Origin of the sequence: Citricoccus sp. I39-566 (assembly GCF_031432995.1) — a bacterium.
GTDB classification, from domain to species: domain Bacteria; phylum Actinomycetota; class Actinomycetes; order Actinomycetales; family Micrococcaceae; genus Citricoccus; species Citricoccus nitrophenolicus_A.
Map to the genome: position 1 here is coordinate 626,062 of NZ_CP133842.1, position 18,423 is coordinate 644,484.

At 68.4% G+C, this 18,423-nt stretch carries 15 protein-coding genes and 2 tRNA genes; 14 read left to right on the plus strand and 3 right to left on the minus strand.

Annotation, left to right across the window (positions count from 1 at the left end; genetic code table 11):
* Window positions 1-71: 71 nt before the first annotated feature.
* The 10 genes from dnaA (at window position 72) to RE421_RS03000 (ending at window position 11,520) form a co-directional block, all read left to right on the plus strand.
* Entirely contained in the window at window positions 72-1,517 is a 1,446-nt protein-coding gene (dnaA, locus tag RE421_RS02955; RefSeq protein WP_309814080.1) for a chromosomal replication initiator protein DnaA, read from the plus strand.
* Window positions 1,518-2,131: 614 nt separating this feature from the next.
* Window positions 2,132-3,262 carry a DNA polymerase III subunit beta gene (gene dnaN, locus RE421_RS02960; protein ID WP_309814084.1) on the plus strand — a complete coding sequence of 377 codons (1,131 nt, stop codon included), beginning with the start codon at window positions 2,132-2,134 and terminating at the stop codon, window positions 3,260-3,262.
* Between the two features lie 31 nt (window positions 3,263-3,293).
* Window positions 3,294-4,448, plus strand: a complete 1,155-nt coding sequence (recF, locus tag RE421_RS02965) for a DNA replication/repair protein RecF (protein WP_309814087.1) — start codon at window positions 3,294-3,296, stop codon at window positions 4,446-4,448.
* A gap of 10 nt (window positions 4,449-4,458) precedes the next feature.
* Window positions 4,459-5,052 (plus strand): DciA family protein, encoded by a 594-nt coding sequence (locus RE421_RS02970; protein WP_309814090.1) that lies wholly within the window; start codon window positions 4,459-4,461, stop codon window positions 5,050-5,052.
* Window positions 5,053-5,441: 389 nt separating this feature from the next.
* Window positions 5,442-7,565, plus strand: a complete 2,124-nt coding sequence (gyrB, locus tag RE421_RS02975; RefSeq protein WP_396134627.1) for a DNA topoisomerase (ATP-hydrolyzing) subunit B — start codon at window positions 5,442-5,444, stop codon at window positions 7,563-7,565.
* Between the two features lie 107 nt (window positions 7,566-7,672).
* Window positions 7,673-10,390, plus strand: a complete 2,718-nt coding sequence (gyrA, locus tag RE421_RS02980) for a DNA gyrase subunit A (protein WP_396134566.1) — start codon at window positions 7,673-7,675, stop codon at window positions 10,388-10,390.
* Window positions 10,390-10,980 (plus strand): DUF3566 domain-containing protein, encoded by a 591-nt coding sequence (locus RE421_RS02985; protein WP_309814093.1) that lies wholly within the window; start codon window positions 10,390-10,392, stop codon window positions 10,978-10,980. The genes gyrA and RE421_RS02985 overlap by 1 nt, the downstream gene beginning before the upstream one ends.
* Before the next feature lie 169 nt (window positions 10,981-11,149).
* Window positions 11,150-11,223: transfer RNA gene (locus RE421_RS02990), tRNA-Ile, on the plus strand.
* 47 nt (window positions 11,224-11,270) lie between these two features.
* Window positions 11,271-11,438, plus strand: a complete 168-nt coding sequence (locus tag RE421_RS02995) for a hypothetical protein (protein ID WP_309814096.1) — start codon at window positions 11,271-11,273, stop codon at window positions 11,436-11,438.
* A gap of 9 nt (window positions 11,439-11,447) precedes the next feature.
* A tRNA-Ala gene (locus tag RE421_RS03000) sits at window positions 11,448-11,520 on the plus strand.
* Window positions 11,521-11,612: 92 nt separating this feature from the next.
* On the opposite strand, the gene RE421_RS03005 is transcribed toward RE421_RS03000, so the two are convergent.
* The gene (locus tag RE421_RS03005; RefSeq protein ID WP_309814099.1) at window positions 11,613-12,455 is read right to left on the minus strand and encodes a hypothetical protein; all 843 of its coding nucleotides are present in this window, start codon (window positions 12,453-12,455) and stop codon (window positions 11,613-11,615) included.
* Window positions 12,456-12,653: 198 nt separating this feature from the next.
* On the opposite strand from RE421_RS03005, the gene RE421_RS03010 reads away from it, so the two are divergent.
* From RE421_RS03010 to RE421_RS03020, 3 genes are all read left to right on the plus strand, one after another.
* Complete coding sequence (locus RE421_RS03010) at window positions 12,654-13,199, plus strand: peptidylprolyl isomerase (protein ID WP_309814102.1); 546 nt, start codon at window positions 12,654-12,656, stop codon at window positions 13,197-13,199.
* Between the two features lie 283 nt (window positions 13,200-13,482).
* Complete coding sequence (locus tag RE421_RS03015) at window positions 13,483-14,214, plus strand: rhomboid family intramembrane serine protease (RefSeq protein WP_309814104.1); 732 nt, start codon at window positions 13,483-13,485, stop codon at window positions 14,212-14,214.
* A gap of 278 nt (window positions 14,215-14,492) precedes the next feature.
* Entirely contained in the window at window positions 14,493-15,104 is a 612-nt protein-coding gene (locus tag RE421_RS03020) for a DinB family protein (protein WP_309814108.1), read from the plus strand.
* 41 nt (window positions 15,105-15,145) lie between these two features.
* On the opposite strand, the gene RE421_RS03025 is transcribed toward RE421_RS03020, so the two are convergent.
* Window positions 15,146-15,433: a cell division protein CrgA gene (locus RE421_RS03025; RefSeq protein ID WP_309814111.1), complete on the minus strand. Its 288-nt coding sequence runs from the start codon at window positions 15,431-15,433 to the stop codon at window positions 15,146-15,148.
* Window positions 15,434-15,590: 157 nt separating this feature from the next.
* Here RE421_RS03025 and RE421_RS03030 point away from each other — a divergent pair, with 157 nt between their 5' ends.
* Entirely contained in the window at window positions 15,591-16,253 is a 663-nt protein-coding gene (locus RE421_RS03030; RefSeq protein ID WP_309814115.1) for a glutamine amidotransferase-related protein, read from the plus strand.
* Window positions 16,254-16,300: 47 nt separating this feature from the next.
* Here the strand turns inward: RE421_RS03030 and pknB are convergent, their stop codons facing one another.
* Window positions 16,301-18,421, minus strand: a complete 2,121-nt coding sequence (pknB, locus tag RE421_RS03035; RefSeq protein WP_309814118.1) for a Stk1 family PASTA domain-containing Ser/Thr kinase — start codon at window positions 18,419-18,421, stop codon at window positions 16,301-16,303.
* Between the last annotated feature and the right edge of the window lie 2 nt (window positions 18,422-18,423).

The following is an 18,423-nucleotide window of genomic DNA, read 5'->3' on the forward strand; positions in this document are numbered from 1 at the left end:
ACTGCCTGTGAATAACTCTGTGGATTGCCGGTAGACTCGCCACGGACGCCAACGGAAGGACCCCAGCCCCCATGGTTGCAGATGAGGCTGTCAGCAGCTCGTGGCGCAAGGTGGTCCGCACCCTCGAGGAAGACCACCGGGTGACCCCACGCCAGTTCGGGCACGTCGGCCTCGCCCAGCCCCAGGGACTGATCGGCAGCACCCTGCTGCTCGCCGTACCGAATGAACTCACGCGTGAGGTCCTGCAGAACCAGCTCAAGGATCCCCTGGCCGAGGCTCTCGAGAACGTGTTCCGGACCGAGATCCTGTGCGCCTACTCCATCGACTCATCCCTGGTGTCCCCCGTGCTGGAGGAGTCGCCGTTGCCCTCCGCCCCGACCCCCGTCCGCGAGGCACCACGCGCCCGCTCGGCCGCCTCGCCCCACACCCCGGCCCGGTCCTCCGCGCCGGCGCCGGCGCCGCCGTCGACCTCGGACGAGACCAGCCGGCTCAATCCGCGCTATCACTTCGAGACCTTCGTCATCGGGTCCTCGAACCGCTTCGCCCACGCCGCCGCCAATGCCGTGGCCGAGGCACCCGCCAAGGCGTACAACCCCCTGTTCATCTACGGGGAGTCCGGCCTGGGCAAGACCCACCTCCTGCACGCGATCGGCCACTACGCCCGGCACCTGTACCCGGGGCTGCGCGTACGGTACGTGAACTCCGAGGAGTTCACCAACGACTTCATCAACTCGATCCGCCACGACGAGGGTGCCAGCTTCAAGCAGGTGTACCGCAACGTGGACATCCTGCTGATCGATGACATCCAGTTCCTGGCGGACAAGGAAGCCACCGTCGAGGAGTTCTTCCACACCTTCAACACCCTCTACAACAACAACAAGCAGGTCGTGATCACCTCGGACCTGCCCCCCAAGCAGCTCTCCGGCTTTGAGGAGCGGCTGCGGTCGCGCTTCGAGTGGGGGCTGATCACGGACATCCAGCCGCCGGATCTGGAGACGCGGATCGCCATCCTGCGGAAGAAGGCCGAGGCCGAGGGGCTCACGGCACCGCCGGAGGTCCTGGAGTACATCGGCTCGAACATCTCCACCAACATCCGCGAGCTCGAGGGGGCGCTGATCCGCGTCACGGCCTTCGCCTCCCTCAACAAGCAGCCCGTGGGCATCCAGCTGGCCGAGCAGGTGCTGCGGGACCTCATCACCCACGAGGACGCCCACGAGATCACGGCGCCGACCATCCTCAATGAGACGGCCTCGTACTTCAACCTGACCATGGAGGAGCTGACCTCCAAGTCACGCACCCGGACACTCGTCACGGCGCGCCAGATCGCCATGTACCTGTTGCGCGAGCTGACGGAGATGTCCCTGCCCAAGATCGGCCAGGAGCTGGGCGGCCGCGACCACACCACGGTGATCCACGCCGACCGCAAGATCCGCGAGCTGATGGCCGAACGCCGGACGATCTACAACCAGGTCACCGAACTGACCAACCGCATCAAGCAGCAGCAGCGCGCCCGCTGACGGTCCCCTCCGGGCCACAGGCTTGAACCTTAACGGCAAGGTCCTTCCACAGCCAGAACCCCGACATCGGCGTCCCCCGTCCGGGTTCTCCACAGTGGTCCACAGATATCCACAGGCCGTTGGGCTCCCCTCCCACGGGGCAACCCACAGCTGTGGACAACCCTGTGGACACTTAAGTGGACCACTCGGGCGATTCTCTGGATAACTACACGCTTCCCTGTGAATCCACGGGAAGGGCCGCCGACGGTTGTTCACCTTCCGTGCACAGCCACTGCGGGCGGCGTCCACCACGGGGTCCACAGGCAGAAGGGCCGCGGCACTGGGATGGAGGGGGTTATCCACAGTATCCACAGGACTTATTAACACTACTGACCCCTGTTAAGAATGAATCCCAAGAACATTCACCCTCCGGCCATCCCGACGACGGCGACCGCCTCTCGAACCACATCGCCAACCACATCCAAGCCGAAAATGCCAACATTCATCCCCCCGGCGAGTCACGGTAAGCTGACACAGCACACGGCATCGGCGTGTGTACGAAGGATGCCCGGCGGGGGTATCCGGAGGACGTCGACCACCATCACCTGCCGTCTACGAGAAAGGCGGAAACTTCTGTGAAGTTCACCGTTGAGCGAGACATCCTGACGGACGCCGTCTCCTGGACCGCACGCTCCCTGTCCCCTCGCCCCCCGGTGCCGGTGCTGTCCGGTCTGCTGATCACCGCCGAAGACCAGTTGGTCTCCATCGCCAGCTTCGACTACGAGACCTCCGCCCAGCTGGAGATCGAGGCAGACATCGAGACCCCCGGCAAGATCCTGGTCTCCGGCCGCCTGCTCAACGACATCGTCCGCTCCCTGCCGGCCGCGCCCGTCACCGTGGAGACGGACGGCACGAAGGTCATCCTCACCTGCCGCAACTCACGCTTCGCCCTGGCCACCATGCCGGTCGAGGACTACCCGTCCCTGCCCGAGATGCCGGAGATCGCCGGCACCGTGGACGGAGAGGCCTTCGCGCACGCCGTGGCCCAGGTGACGGTGGCCGCCTCCCGGGACGACACCCTGCCGATCCTCACCGCCGTGAAACTGGAGATCGAGGGCGACCGCATCACCTTCCTGGCCACGGACCGGTACCGGTTGGCGATGAAGGAGCTGAACTGGTCTCCCGCTGACCCGTCCATCTCCACCTCCCTGCTGGTCAAGTCCAAGACGCTGACGGAGGTGGCCAAGTCCCTGTCCGGCGGCGGAGAGCTGCAGCTGCGGCTGCCGAAGGAGTCCGCCCCCTCCGACCTCGTCGGTTTCGCCTCCGGCGGACGCCGCACCACGAGCCTGCTCGTGGACGGCGAGTACCCGAAGATCCGGGCCCTGTTCCCGGAGTCCAGCCCCATCCACGCCGTGGTGCCCACCGGTTCCCTGGTGGAGGCCGTCCGGCGCGTGGCCCTGGTGGCCGAACGGAACACCGCCGTGCGCATGGTCTTCTCGGACGGGCAGGTCACCCTCGATGCCGGCGCCGGGGACGACGCCTCGGCCAACGAGCTGCTCGATGCGGGACTCGAGGGCGATGAGATCACGGTGGCCTTCAACCCCTCCTACCTGGCGGAGGGCCTGAACGTCATCGACTCCCCCTACGTCCGGTTCTCCTTCACCACAGCCCCCAAGCCGGCGCTGATGACCGCCCAGCAGGAACCGGACGCACCTGAACAGGACGACTACCGGTACCTGGTGATGCCGGTACGCCTGGCCAACTGATCCGCCTGGCCCGGACGCCACCGCCTGCCCCGTGTACCTCTCCCACCTCTCCCTGACCCAGTACCGCTCCTACGCCCAGGCAGACCTCGCACTGGTGCCGGGGACCAACGTGCTGGTGGGGTCCAATGGGGTCGGCAAGACGAACGTGGTGGAGGCCGTCGGCTACCTGGCCACGCAGGCTTCGCATCGGGTCTCCCAGGACACGCCGCTCGTGCGGTTCGGGGCCTCTCAGGCCATCATCCGGGGCCGCATCCACCGCGGTGAGCGGGCGGTGTCCCTGGAGGTGGAGATCAATCCCGGCAAGTCCAACCGGGCTGCGGTGAACCGCGGCGCACCCCAGCGGGCCCGGGAGGGTCTGGGACTGCTGCGGTCCGTGCTGTTCGCCCCCGAGGACCTGGCCCTGATCAGTGGGGATCCCTCCGTCCGCCGCCGGTTCCTGGACGACCTGGTGGTGCAACTGAGGCCGGCCCTCGGCGATGCCCGCAGCGACTACGACCGGGTCCTGAAGCAGCGCAACGCGCTGCTGAAGAATGCCAAGCTCTCCGGGACCTGGACCGAGGACCACGGGCACACCCTGGGGGTGTGGGACGAACACCTGTCCCGGGCCGGGGCCAGGGTCCTCAACGGACGCCTGCACGTGCTGCAGATGCTGGCCGGACCCCTGACCGAGTCCTACACCGCCCTGGCGGAGGGGCGGAAGGCCGCAGGCTTCAGCTACGAGTCCACCCTGCCCTTGGCTACCGGGCAGCACCAGGAGATCCCGGACGAACCGACCCTGCACGCTGCGCTCCTGGCCGAACTCGAGTCCCACCGTAAGGCTGAACGCGACCGTGGAGTCACCCTGGTGGGACCGCACCGGGACGACCTGGCCCTGACCCTGGGCCCTGCCCCCGTCAAGGGGTTCGCCTCCCACGGGGAGACGTGGTCCATCGCCCTGTCCCTCAAGCTCGCCAGCTACCAGGTGCTGGTCGCGGACGATCCTGATCCCGACGCCCGGCCGGTGCTCATCCTCGACGACGTGTTCGCCGAACTCGACGCCGACCGGCGCAGCCGGCTGGCGGCCCTGGCCGCCGGGGCCGAGCAACTGCTGGTGACCGCTGCCGTGGCCGGAGACATCCCGGAGGAGCTGGACGGCCCCCGCATCGGCGTGGTCCTCACGGAGACAGGCAGTGAGATCCAGCCGTGAGCGCAGATCCATGAGTACAGATGGTGCGGATCAAGGCCCGCTGCCGGAGCGCGAGGCGTCTCCGGACGGGATCGAGGATGAACCCGATGCGGCGGTCGTGGCGCTGAACCGGGTCCGGCAGGCCGCCGAGTCCCGGGGGGAGGTCCGCCGTCGCCGCCCGGCCGTCAGTGGCCGTGGCGCCGCGGGGACCGCCGCGGCAACCGGGCGCACCAGCGGATCCGGAGGGGGCCGGCGTCGTGATCTGGATGCGCGGGACCCGCGGATGGTGGGGGACGTGTTCGGCCGGCTCGTCACCGAACGCGGCTGGTCCTCCCCGGTGGCCGTGGGATCCGTGCTGTCCCGGTGGGATGAGCTGGTGGGGGCGGACATCGGGCTGCACTGCCGCCCGGAGAGCTTCGAGAACGCCGTGGTGACCGTGCGATGTGACTCCACCGCCTGGGCCACACAGCTCAAGCTCCTCACGCCGGCCCTGCTGCAGCGCTTCGAACAGGCCCTCGGGCCGGGGATCGTGACCAGCCTGCGGGTGGCCGGCCCCGCCGCCCCGTCCTGGCGCAAGGGGCCCCGCGTGGTCAAGGGGCGTGGACCGCGGGACACCTACGGCTGACGGAGGTGCCCACCGTGGAACCCGCCAACGGCGATTTGGCGAACTCAACCCCCGGTGGGTGAACCGGGACCGGATAGTGGCATCCCTGGCGGGCCGGATCCGCGATTCTGTTCCTTAGAGGACATGTTTTATCCCCCGAGCGGACCAGATGAGACCACGAATCCGCGCTCCGGGGGGTAGAATGTGAAGGAAACGTGCCGAAGTGGGAAGACCCCGCGCCCAGCGTGCAGGGGCCCGCATCGGCACACATGTTGCCCAGCTTGATCCCACCACCAGAGGAGCCGTAGACGCCCGTGGCCGAAGAGAACAACGGCACTGATCAGAGCGGCATTCCGCAGGATCCCGCAGTCGAGGGCTCCGAGCCTGTCGAGTCCGTCACCGGAGAGGTGGTGGAGGGGGACACCACCTCCACGCAGATCACCCAGGCCACCCGCAGGGTGGAGCATGAGTACGGTGCCGGGGACATCACCGTCCTCGAGGGGCTGGAGGCGGTCCGCAAGCGGCCGGGCATGTACATCGGCTCCACGGGCCCGCGCGGGCTGCACCACCTGGTGTACGAGGTGGTGGACAACTCGGTGGACGAGGCCCTGGCCGGCTACTGCGACACCATCCACGTGACCCTGCGGGCCGACGGCGGCGTGCAGGTCCAGGACAACGGACGCGGCATACCCGTGGAGATGCACCCCACCGAGGGCAAGCCCACCGTGGAGGTCGTCATGACGATCCTGCACGCCGGCGGCAAGTTCGGCGGCGGCGGGTACGCGGTCTCCGGCGGGCTGCACGGCGTGGGCATCTCCGTGGTGAACGCGCTGTCCTCCCGGGTGCAGACCGAGATCCGGCGCGACGGCGCCGCGTGGCAGATGAACTTCGCCGACGGCGGCATGCCGCAGGGAGAGCTGATCAGGCTCGGGGACGCGGAGGACACCGGCACCACCCAGACGTTCTACCCGGACGCCGGGATCTTCGAGTCGGTCGAGTTCGACTTCGAGACCCTCCGGGCCCGCTTCCAGCAGATGGCGTTCCTGAACAAGGGGCTGCGCATCACCCTGACGGACGAGCGGCCCATCGAGACCAACGAGATCCAGAAGGACGAGATCGCCGGCGACACCGACGGCGACGGCGTCCCGGGGACCGACGAGGACCAGGCCCTCCAGGCCGACGCCGAGCCGAACCCGGACACGATCGGCGAGGAACTGCCCGCGCCGAAGAAGCGGATGGTCGACTACAAGTACGAGAACGGACTGCTCGACTACGTCCAGCACCTGAACTCGAACAAGAAGGTCGAGATGGTCCACGAGGACGTCATCGCCTTCGAGACCGAGGACACGGACCGCAAGATGGCCGCGGAGGTGGCCATGCAGTGGACCACCGCCTACTCGGAGTCCGTGCACACCTACGCGAACACCATCAACACGCATGAGGGCGGCACCCACGAGGAGGGCTTCCGCGCGGCACTGACCTCCCTGGTCAACCGCTACGCGCGGGACAAGGAGATCCTGCGGGCCAAGGACGACAACCTCTCCGGCGACGACGTCCGCGAGGGCCTGACCGCCGTGCTCTCCGTCAAGCTCTCCGAGCCGCAGTTCGAGGGGCAGACCAAGACCAAGCTCGGCAACTCCGAGGCCAAGGGCTTCATCCAGAAGATCGTCTCGGACCAGCTCGGCGACTGGCTCGAACGCAACCCCGGCCCCGCCCGGGACATCATCCGCAAGGCCCAGCTGGCCTCCCAGGCCCGACTGGCGGCCCGCAAGGCGAGGGACAACGCCCGGCGCAAGTCCCCGCTGGAGTCCTTCGGGATGCCCGGCAAGCTCGCGGACTGCTCCTCGAAGAATCCCGTGGAGTGCGAGGTCTACATCGTGGAGGGCGACTCCGCGGGCGGCTCGGCCAAGCAGGGCCGCAACCCCACCACCCAGGCGATCCTGCCGCTGCGCGGCAAGATCCTGAACGTGGAGCGCGCCCGCCTGGACCGGGCCCTGTCCAACGCCGAGGTCCAGTCGATGATCACGGCCTTCGGCACGGGCATCGGTGAGGAGTTCGACATCACCAAGCTGCGGTACCACAAGATCGTGCTGATGGCGGACGCGGACGTGGACGGCCAGCACATCACCACGCTGCTGCTGACGGTGCTGTTCCGCTACATGCGCCCGCTGATCGAGCACGGCTTCGTGTTCCTGGCGCAGCCGCCGCTCTACCGCATCAAGTGGTCCAACGCCCCGCACGACTACGTCTTCTCGGACGAGGAGCGGGACCGGGCCCTGGCCGCCGGCGTGGCGAGGGGCTGGCGCTACCCGAAGGACAACGGCATCCAGCGCTACAAGGGCCTGGGTGAGATGGACTACCAGGAGCTGTGGGACACCACCATGGACCCGGAGCACCGGACCCTGCTGCAGGTCACCATGGACGACGCCGCGGCGGCGGACGAGATCTTCTCCATGCTGATGGGCGAGGACGTCGAGTCGCGCCGGAACTTCATCCAGCAGAACGCCAAGGACGTCCGCTTCCTGGATATCTGAATCCAGCCCATACACCTGACCCAGCGCCCGGGGCAGGGTCCGGATCGCCGGCCAGCCCGGCGCCGACCCGCCCCGGCCCCCATTGACGAGACCTGAGGACACCGCGCGTGACTGACGAGCAGAACCCCGAGAACCCCGAGAACACCACCTCCGACGCCGGCACTCCGGAGGGCGGGGATGTGCCGGTGATCGCCCCGGCGCTCTCCGGCCATGACAAGGTCGAGCAGGTGGACCTGCAGACGGAGATGAAGCGGTCCTACCTGGACTACGCCATGGCCGTGATCGTGGGCCGCGCGCTGCCGGACGTGCGGGACGGCCTCAAGCCGGTTCACCGGCGCGTGCTGTACGGGATGTTCGACGGCGGCTACCGTCCGGACCGTTCGTTCAACAAGTCCGCCCGCATCGTCGGCGACGTGATGGGCACCTATCACCCGCACGGTGACTCTGCGATCTACGACGCCCTCGTGCGCCTGATCCAGGACTGGGTCATGCGGTACCCACTGGCGCTGGGCCAGGGCAACTTCGGCTCCCCCGGCAATGACGGCGCGGCCGCCCAGCGGTACACCGAGACCAAGATGGCCCCACTGGCCATGGAGATGGTCCGGGACATCCACGAGGACACGGTCGACTACCAGGACAACTATGACGGCAAGGAACAGGAACCCACGGTCATGCCGGCCCGGTTCCCCAACCTGCTCGTCAACGGTTCCTCCGGCATCGCGGTGGGCATGGCCACGAACATCCCGCCGCACAATATGCGGGAGGTGATCGAGGGCGTGCAGTGGTACCTGGAGCACCCCGAGGCCTCCCGTGAGGAGCTGCTCGCCGCCCTGATGCAGCGGATCAAGGGCCCGGATTTCCCCAGCGGCGCCCAGATCCTGGGTCGCAAGGGCATCGAGGAGGCCTACCGCACCGGCCGCGGTTCGATCACCATGCGCGCCGTGGTCAATGTGGAGGAGATCCAGGGCCGCACCTGCCTGGTGGTCACCGAACTGCCGTACATGGCCAACCCGGACAACCTGGCCGCGAAGATCGCCGAGATGGTCCGGGACGGCAAGCTCTCCGGGATAGCAGATATGCGGGACGAGACCTCGGGCCGCACCGGTCAGCGGCTGGTGATCGTGCTCAAGCGCGACGCCGTGGCCAAGGTGGTGCTGAACAACCTCTACAAGCACACGCAGCTGCAGGAGAACTTCTCCGCCAACATGCTTGCCCTCGTGGACGGGGTACCCCGCACCCTGTCCCTCGACGGCTTCGTGCACCACTGGGTGATGCACCAGATCGAGGTCATCGTCCGGCGCACCGCCTTCCGGAAGAAGAAGGCCGAGGAGCGGGCGCACATCCTGCTGGGACTGCTCAAGGCCCTGGACATGCTGGACGAGGTCATCGCCACCATCCGCGCCTCCTCCAGTGCGGATGCCGCCCGGACCGCACTGATGGGTCTGCTGGACATCGATGAGGCCCAGGCCCGCGCCATCCTGGACATGCAGCTGCGCTCCCTCGCAGCGTTGGAACGGCAGAAGACCCAGGACGAGTACGACGAACTGCAGGCCAAGATCGCGGAGTACAACAAGATCCTGGACTCCCCGGAGCGCCAGCGCGAGGTGGTCTCGGTGGAACTGGCCGAGATCGGCGAGAAGTACGGGGATGACCGCCGTTCCGAGATCATGTACGGCTACGACGGTGACATGTCGGTGGAGGACCTCATCCCCGAGGAGGAGATGGTCGTCACCATCACCCGCGGCGGATACATCAAGCGCACGCGGATCGACAACTACCGCGCCCAGAACCGCGGCGGCAAGGGCGTGCGGGGTGCCACCCTGCGGGAGGACGACGTGGTGGAGCACTTCTTCACCACCTCCACCCACCACTGGATCCTGTTCTTCACCAACCTGGGCCGGGTCTACCGCATCAAGACCTACGAGCTGCTGGAGGCGGGCCGCGACGCCAAGGGTCAGCACGTGGCCAACCTCATGGCCTTCCAACCGGAGGAGCGGATCGCCCAGGTCCTGCCGCTCGCCGACTACGGACGGGCCCCGTACCTGGTCCTGGCGACCCGCGAGGGCCTCGTGAAGAAGACCCTCCTGGCGGACTACGACACGAATCGCAGCGCCGGCGTGATCGCCATCCGGCTGCGCGAGGGGGACGAGGTGGTCTCCGCCAAGCTGGTCTCGGAGGAGGACGACCTGATCCTGATCTCCAAGAACGGGCAGTCCCTGCGCTTCAACGCCACCAACGAGGCCCTGCGCCCGATGGGCCGCGCCACCTCCGGGGTGACGGGGATGAAGTTCCGCCAGGGCGACGAGCTGCTGACGGCGGACGTGATCCGCCAGGACGCCTTCGTCTTCACCGTCACGGACGGCGGCTACGCCAAGCGATCCACCGTGGACGAGTACCGCGTGCAGAACCGTGGCGGCCTGGGGATCAAGGTCGGCAACTTCGTGGAGGACCGCGGCGAACTGACCGGCGGCCTCGTGGTGGAGGAGGCCGATGAGGTGCTGGTGGTGATGAACTCGGGCAAGGTGGTCCGCTCGGCCGTGGCCGGGGTCCCGGCCAAGGGGCGCAACACCATGGGCGTGATCTTCGCCAAGCCGGACAAGAAGGACCAGATCATCGCGGTCACGCTCAACAACGAGAAGCAGCTCAATGGCGCGGCGGACGAGAACGGCGAGGGCACTGAAGGGGATGTTACCGAGGGTGAAGTACCCTTGGACTCTGAGACGGCCGCCCCCGCCAGCGCGGAGGGGACCGACACGACCGTGACAGCCACCGAATCCGCAGGGGTCGAGTCCGACCCGGATGCGGAGATTGACGGAGGACAGTAGTGAGCACATCCGGAACGCCCCGATCCGGAGGCCAGCGCCCGGCCGGCGGTTCCTCGGCCCAGGGAGCCGCGCCCCGCGGACAGCAGCGACCCCCGAGCCAGGGCGCCCGTCAGGGCAGCCCACGCACGCAGGGCAGCCGTCCCACGGGGACCGGGGCGTCCCGGCCCCAACGGCCGACTCAGCGTCCCACGCAGCAGGGACTCGTCCGCCCAGCGCCGAAGGCCAAGGTCCGCAAGGCACGGTTGCTGGTCTCCAAGGTGGATCCCTGGTCCGTGCTGAAGATGGCGTTCCTGCTGTCGGTGGCCCTGGGGATCGTGACGGTGGTGGGTGCCGTGGTGCTCTGGACCGTCATGGACCTCACCGGCATCTTCGACCAGGTCAACGACCTGCTGGCCCAGGTGCTCGGCTCCGAGGGCGGGTCCTTCACCGTCCAGCAGTTGATCTCTCTGGGACAGGTGGCCTCCTTCGCCACGATCATCGCCGTGGTCAACGTGGTGCTGCTGACGGCCCTGAGCATGCTGGCGGCCGTGCTGTACAACATCTCCTCCACCCTCGTGGGTGGCATCGGCGTCACGCTCACCGACGACTGAGACCCCGCACGGATGGGGCAGGAATCACCAGTGATCTCTGCCCCCCCCCAAGGCACGCGCACTTGGGGGGAGGATCTTGGCGCGGAGGCCGATTTTGCCGGCCGGCCGGGCTGGGGTAATGTTGACTCTCGTTCCGGGGATGCGATGACATCGTACGATCGGGACATGAGGGCGTATAGCTCAGGCGGTTAGAGCGCTTCGCTGATAACGAAGAGGTCCCAAGTTCAAGTCTTGGTACGCCCACCCACGCAGTTCCCCCATCCGGCTGGAGAGCCGGGGAAGGTGGCACCATGAAGCCGGTAGTCCGACTGGCCGTCGTGGCAGCCGGCATCGCCGCCGTGCTGGGAGTCCGCTCGTGGCGCGAGAACGAACGCGGCAAGCAGGTCTGGAGCTCTGCGACGGATTCGCTGGACAACCCGGGAGCCGCAGGCGGGCACCAGGCGGAACCGCACAACTGAAGATCCCTCGGGGGCATGGCGCAATTGGTAGCGCACCTGCTTTGCAAGCAGGGGGTTAGGGGTTCGAGTCCCCTTGCCTCCACCGAAGGAAACGAGAAGGGCCCGGGACACCATCAGGTGTCCCGGGCCCTTCCGCGTGCCGCCGGCTCCCGAGGGAGCCGACGGCACGGACGATCACTCCGCGGACTTCGGGGCGGGAATGCCCTCGACCCTCTCCTCGGCACCGTCCACGCTGTCCACGGTGGCGCTGCCGGCCGCGACGCTGGGAGCTGCGGCTCCGGCCGCTGCGGCCGGAGCCGCCGGGACGGACGGTGCGCTCTCGGCCAGGTCCGGATCGGTGCCCGTGGCCGCGGTGGTGCCCGTCGCCGGGGCGGGCTGCTTCGGCAGGGGGGCCGGCGCCGGGGTCTTCCAGGGATCCTCGACCGGCTTGGTCAGTTGCCAGACGGCGACGGCGGCCGCACCGGTGGCCACGACGATGCCGGCGATGAGCCAGCCCTTGCCGCCCTTGTTCCCCTTCTTGGCCTGCTTCTTCAGCTGCTTCTGAGCGGCCTTCGCGTACTCCTCGGTGGCCTTGCGCAGCTTCTTGACGGCCTTCTTGTCCCCGGTGATGTTGATCAGGGCGTTCTCGACGGCCGGAGAGACCTTGGCCCCGTGGGCGGCCTTGGAGGCGCGGCCCGCGACGTCGGCCAGCCGGGCGGAGGCGGCCGGGACGTACTCACCCTCGACCCTGCTGCGGGCTCCCTCGAGCGCCGGGGAAACCTTCCCGACGGCGTCCGACCAGACGGAGTTGGCCTGAGCCAGTCCGGCCTTGACCTGCGGGCTCAGCTTCTCCACCGTCTCGGCGACCTGGTGGGAGGCCCGCTCGCCGGCCATCTTGCCCTGGGCCTTGCCCTCGCCCAGGCCACGTTCGGCCCAGGCCAGCGCGGCCTCGACCTTCGGCGCGGCCCAGTGGGCGGCCTGGTCGATACCGGCGTTGAAACGGTCCTCAATGCTCGGAACAGTCGTCTTCTTGCTCATCTGAACCTCCATGACGTGCGGCTGTGCACTGGTTTGTGCCGGCAACCCACCGGTCAGCCGGTCCTGCCTACAGCCTACGGGTTCGACGCCCTGACGGCACGGCGGGGGCCGACCACAGTGATTCGGCCCTGCGCGAAGTCACCGCATCGCCCGACGCCTGGGGGCCTGCTGCCCACCGGGGATGGAACAATGGCGTTCATGACTGCCATTGCAACCCAGATTGCCACCATCAAGACCACCGCCGGGGACATCCTCGTTGAGCTCTACGGCAACCACGCCCCGAAGACCGTGAAGAACTTCGTGGGCCTGTCCACCGGCGAGCAGGAGTGGAAGCACCCGGAGACCGGTGAGACCCACCACGGCACCCCGCTGTACAACGGGACCGTCTTCCACCGCATCATCAAGGACTTCATGATCCAGGGCGGCGATCCGCTGGGCCAGGGCTTCGGCGGACCGGGCTACCAGTTCGACGACGAGATCAGCCCCGATCTCGACTTCGCCTCGCCCTACAAGCTGGCCATGGCCAACGCCGGCCTCCAGAACGGCCGCGGCACCAACGGCTCGCAGTTCTTCATCACCACGGTGCCGACCACCTGGCTGCAGGGCAAGCACACGATCTTCGGCGAGGTGAAGGACGAGGACTCGAAGAAGGTCGTCGACGCGCTGAACGCCGTGGCCACCGATGGCCGCGACAAGCCGCTGGAGGCCGTCTCCATCGAGTCCATCGAGATCAAGGAAGCCTGAGTCTCCTTTGTCCCACCAGACCACGGGCGGTCCGGACGGCGGGACGGGCCGGCAGCTGCCGGTCTGTCCCCGCCACCCGGACCGCCCTTCGTTCATCCGATGCCAGCGGTGTGGCCGGCCCGCCTGCCCCGAATGCCAGCGGCCGGCCGCCGTCGGGATCCACTGTGTGGACTGCGTGGCCGTTGCGGGCCAGCCCGGCGGGAGCGCCGCGACCGATCCGTGGGGCATGCCGGTCCAGGGCGGGGCTGAAGCCCCCGTCCGGCAGCAGCGAAGGCCCCACGCGATGGCGGTCTCCCGTCAGGGTCTGCCGTGGGTCACCTGGACCATGATCGGCCTGTGCGTGGTGATGTACGCGCTGCAGTGGGTCACCTCGGGCCAGCGCATGGGCCTCACGGAGCAGTTCTTCTACGCCGGCCTCCACACCTCCGCTGCCCAGATGGAGCCGTGGCGGATGCTGACTTCGGCGTTCCTGCATTCACTGGGCAATCCGCTGCACATCGTGCTCAACCTGTACACGTTGTGGCTCATGGGCAGGATCCTCGAACCCATCCTGGGCTGGCCACGGTTCCTGGCGGTCTACCTGATCTCCGCGTTCGGGGGCTCGGTGGCGGTACTCCTCCTGTCCAACCCGTACATCCCCGTGGTGGGCGCCTCGGGCGCCGTGTACGGGCTCTTCGCCGCGCTGTTCATCGTGATGCGCAAGACCGGCGGCAACGTCACCGGTATCGCGGCGCTGATCGGCGTGAACCTGGTGATCTCGTTCGTCCCGGGGGCCAACATCTCCTGGCAGGGCCACGTGGGCGGGATCGTGGCCGGGGCGGCCTGTGCCGCGGTGCTGGCCTACCTGCCCCGGGGCCAGCATGGTCCGGGCTGGACCGCACGGATCACGGGGCGGGCGTCCGCGGTGCAGTGGCTGGCCCTGGCGGGGATCCTGGCGGTGCTGGTGCTCCTGACGGTGGTGGGGGTCTGGCAGCTGAGCCTTCCTGAGCTGATCGAGCGGCGACTGGACGCGTGAGCCGTGGATCTGTCCGGCACGCTTGTCCACAGGGTTATCCACTGATGTGGATGGAATGACACGGTTGTCATTTGACTTCGGAGTTATCCACAGGCGTTATCCACACTGTGGATGAATGACATCGGTGTTGTTCCCCCTGTGGATGGCGATGTGGACAAGAAACGAGCTGGTCAGATGGACAATTGATCGCTCGGATCGGCCTGGGGATAACCCTGGCGTTTCGGAGGGTGGACGCACGAAGTCTTCCACAATTGCGGCGAGGCGGGGAGGATCGGGTGATGGTCCACGGCGACGACGTATCCACAGGCCCTGACAGCGGTTCCACAGCCCTCTCGCACGAACTGGCCCACCAGATGCGGTGGCACTGGGAGCATCACCTCTCCCAGCGGCTCGAGGGGATGACCGATGAGGAGTACCACTGGGAGCCGGCGCGCGGCGCCTGGGGGCTCAGGCCGCGCGGGGTCACCAGCCCGGAGCACCCCGGGGCGGTCCAGGCGGGCAGCGGCGAATGGGTGGTGGACTTCGCCGTCCCGGAGCCCAGCCCGCCGCCGGTCACCACGATCGCCTGGCGGACGGCGCATGTGCTCGTGGGGGTCGTGGGCGCGCGGATGGCCGGCCACTTCGGGGGCCCGGCCGTGGACTACTTCACCTACGACTACCCGGGCACAGCGGAGGAGGCCTACGCGAGGCTGGGGGCCGCCGTCGGGGGCTGGTGCGATGCCGTGGGCACGCTGGGACCCTCAGAGCTGGAGGAGCCCGTGGGTGAGGCGGAAGGACCGTGGGCGGAGCATCCGATGCTCGAACTGGTGCTGCACATCAACCGGGAGGTCATCCACCATGGTGCGGAGATGTGCCTGCTGCGGGACCTGTACCGTGCGGAACGGACCTGACGCCTCGGCATCCGGGGACGAGCGGCGGAAGGGCCGGCAGCCTAACGCCAGCGGGTGGTCATCAGGAAGCCGACGCAGGCGATGCCGAAGCCGATGCCGATGTTCCAACCGCCCGCCTGCGGGATGGGGGCCACGCCCATGGTGAGGTAGTAGACGACGATCCAGATCAGGCCGACGATCATCAGCCCGAACATGATGGCCTTGTACCAGGTCGGCAGCGGGCCGGGTTCCTGCTCCTGAGCGCGGCGTTCAGCCCGCAGCTGAGCTCGATCGGCCTTCGCGGCCTTCGCTGCCTTGTTGCCGGTCTTGCGGGACTTGGACTCGGGCACGTCGGTTCCTGTTCACGGTCGGTCGGTCACGTCGCCGCACCGAATCCGGTCACGGCGTATTCTGCTTCAGACGAAGACTTCCGGGCCAGTCTAGCGGCGAACGCCGCCTGGCCGGCGTGACCACCCCGGCCGCCTCCTGACACGATGGGACCCCTGCATGACCTCCCCGACCGCAATCACCAGCCCCGCTGCCCGGATCCTGGTGGTGGACAACTATGACAGCTTCGTCTACACCCTCGTGGGCTACCTGCGGGAGCTGGGGGCGGACACCCTGGTGGTGCGCAATGATGCCGTGAGTCTCGGCGAGGCGACCGAGCTGGCCGCGGACCGGGAGGGGATCCTGCTCTCTCCGGGGCCCGGCACCCCGGCGGAGGCCGGCATCAGCGTGGACCTGGTCCGCTGGGCCGCCGAGCAGTCCAAGCCGCTCTACGGGGTCTGCCTGGGCCACCAGGCGATCTCCGAGGCCTACGGGGCCACCGTGACGCACTCCGAGGAGCTCATGCACGGCAAGACCTCCAGCGTGCTGCACGGGGACCATCCCATGTTCGCCGGGGTGCCGGAGCCGTTCACGGCGACCCGGTACCACTCGCTGGCCGCCGTCCGGGACACGGTGCCGGACGAGTTGGAGATCACCGCCGCGACGGAGGGCGGGATCGTCATGGGTGTGGCCCACCGGACGGCACCGCTGTGGGGGGTGCAGTTCCACCCGGAGTCCGTGCTGACCGAGGGCGGCTACCGGATGCTCGCCAATTGGCTGGAGTCCCTCGGCATGGCCGGTGCGGCCGCCCGGGCGGAGACGCTCTCACCCCTGGTGGGCTGAGCGACCTCCGACTCTCGGGTTGACCAGCTGCCGACCGGCCGGACCGGCTAGCCGTTCGGGCCTCGGCCGTTGTTGTTTCCGTTGCTGTTGTTGTTGCCGGGCCCATTCCCATTGCCGCGCCCATTGCTATTGCCGGGTCCGGGCGCGGCCGCCGGCGTCTCGCTGCCGGATCCCGAGGCGCTCCCGGAATCGCTGGGCGAGGGCGAGGGCGATCCGGAGGGCGACGGCGCATCACTGGGGCTAGCGGGTTCACTCGACGGGGACGGGGAGGGGTCATCGGGGGCCTCGGCCACCTCGACCGTGACGGAGGAACCCTGCGGGACCTCCGTACCCTCCACCTGTTCCTGCCCGACCACCGTTCCCGGCTCGACCGGGGCCTCGCGTTCCACCATGGACACGGTCATGCTCAGGCCGAGGTCCTCCAGGGCAACCTTCGCCTCGTCCTGGGTGCTGCCGACGACGTTCGGGACCGCCACGTTGCCGGAGGACATCTGCAGTTCGACGGAGGCCCCGGAGCGCACCGTGGAACCGAGCTCGGGGGAGGTCTCGACCAGCCGGTCCCGTGGCACATCGGCGGAGGGGACGTAGCGCACCGAGGAGATGGACAGTCCCAGTCCCTCGAGGGTGTCCCGGGCCGTGGCCTCCGACTGGCCGGCCAGGTCCGCCGGGATCTCGATCTGCTCCGGGCCCAACGAGATGAAGAGCGTGATCTCCTGGCCCTTCTGAGCGGTGGTCCCCGCGGTGGGCTCGGTGCCGACCGCGAGGTCCCGCTGGACCTCGTCGTCATGCACCTCATCCAGGATGGGACGGAGCTCGGCGGAGGTCAGGGCGTTCTGGGCCTCGATCTGGGTCATGTTCGCGACTGCGGGGACGGAGACCTGGTTGGCCTCCACATTGCGGCGGTTCAGCTCGTCCATGAGGAACCAGCCGCCGGCCACCGCGCCCAGGGCGAGGATGACCACGAGGATCGGCACCCAGATCCGGTGGCTCTTGCGATTCTTCGAGGCGCGGTCAGGAGGCGGGGTCCCGCCGAGGTCCAGGGGATGCCCGGTGGGCTCCGCCGGTTCGGCCGGCGTGGCGGCGGTGGGTGGGCCAAGGTGACGGGCATCCGCCGTCGCCGAGAGGCGTTCCGGACCGGGATCGGAGCCGACGGCGGGCAGAGCCCTGGTCGCCGCCGTCGGATCCTCCACCGCGGACTCCACGGTGGTCATGGTCTCGGTGGGCCCGTCCGCGGACGTCCCGGCCATCGCTGCCCCGGCCACCGCAGCCCCCGCAGCACCTGCCGCACGGGCCGGCCGGGGTGAGTGGCCGGCGTCGGGATCCTCCAGGGCCCGCATCAGCGCGGCACGGAACTCGAGGCCGGACTGGAAGCGCTCCACGCGGTCCTTGGCCAGGGAGCTGGCGACCACGGCGTCCAGGGAGGCCGAGACCGTGGGGTTCAGGGTGGAGGGGGCGGGCGGCTCCTCGCGCACGTGCTGGTAGGCGACGGCCACGGGGGAATCCCCTACGAACGGCGGCCGCCCCGTCAGCAGCTCGAAGAGCAGGCAGCCGGACGAGTACAGGTCGGAGCGCGAGTCAACGGACTCGCCACGGGCCTGCTCCGGGGACAGGTACTGCGCCGTGCCGACCACGGCCTGGGTCTGCGTCATCGTGGCGGCGGAATCGGACAGGGCCCGGGCGATGCCGAAGTCCATGACCTTCACCGCGCCGGACTTGGTGACCATGATGTTGGCGGGCTTGATGTCCCGGTGGACGATCCCCTCCTCATGGCTGTAATTCAGGGCCGTCAACACCCCGGAGGTCCACTCGACGGCCTGCTCCACGGTGATCTCGTCATGGCGCAGCAGGTCCCGAAGGGTCCGTCCGTCCACGAACTCCATGACCATGAAGGGGCAGGCGACTCCCTCGTAGCCTCCGTCCTCGAACAGCTCCTCGCCCGTGTCGAAGACGGAGACGATGTTGGGGTGGTTCAGCGCGGCGGAGGACTGGGCCTCGCGGTGGAAGCGGGACTGGAACTGCGGATCACGGGCCAGGTCCGGGCGCATGAGCTTGATCGCCACCCGGCGGCCGAGCTTCTGGTCCCGCCCCTGGAACACATCGGCCATGCCACCCCGGCCGATGAGGTCACCGACCTCGTACCGGCCGTTGAGGATGCGTTGATGTGGCACTG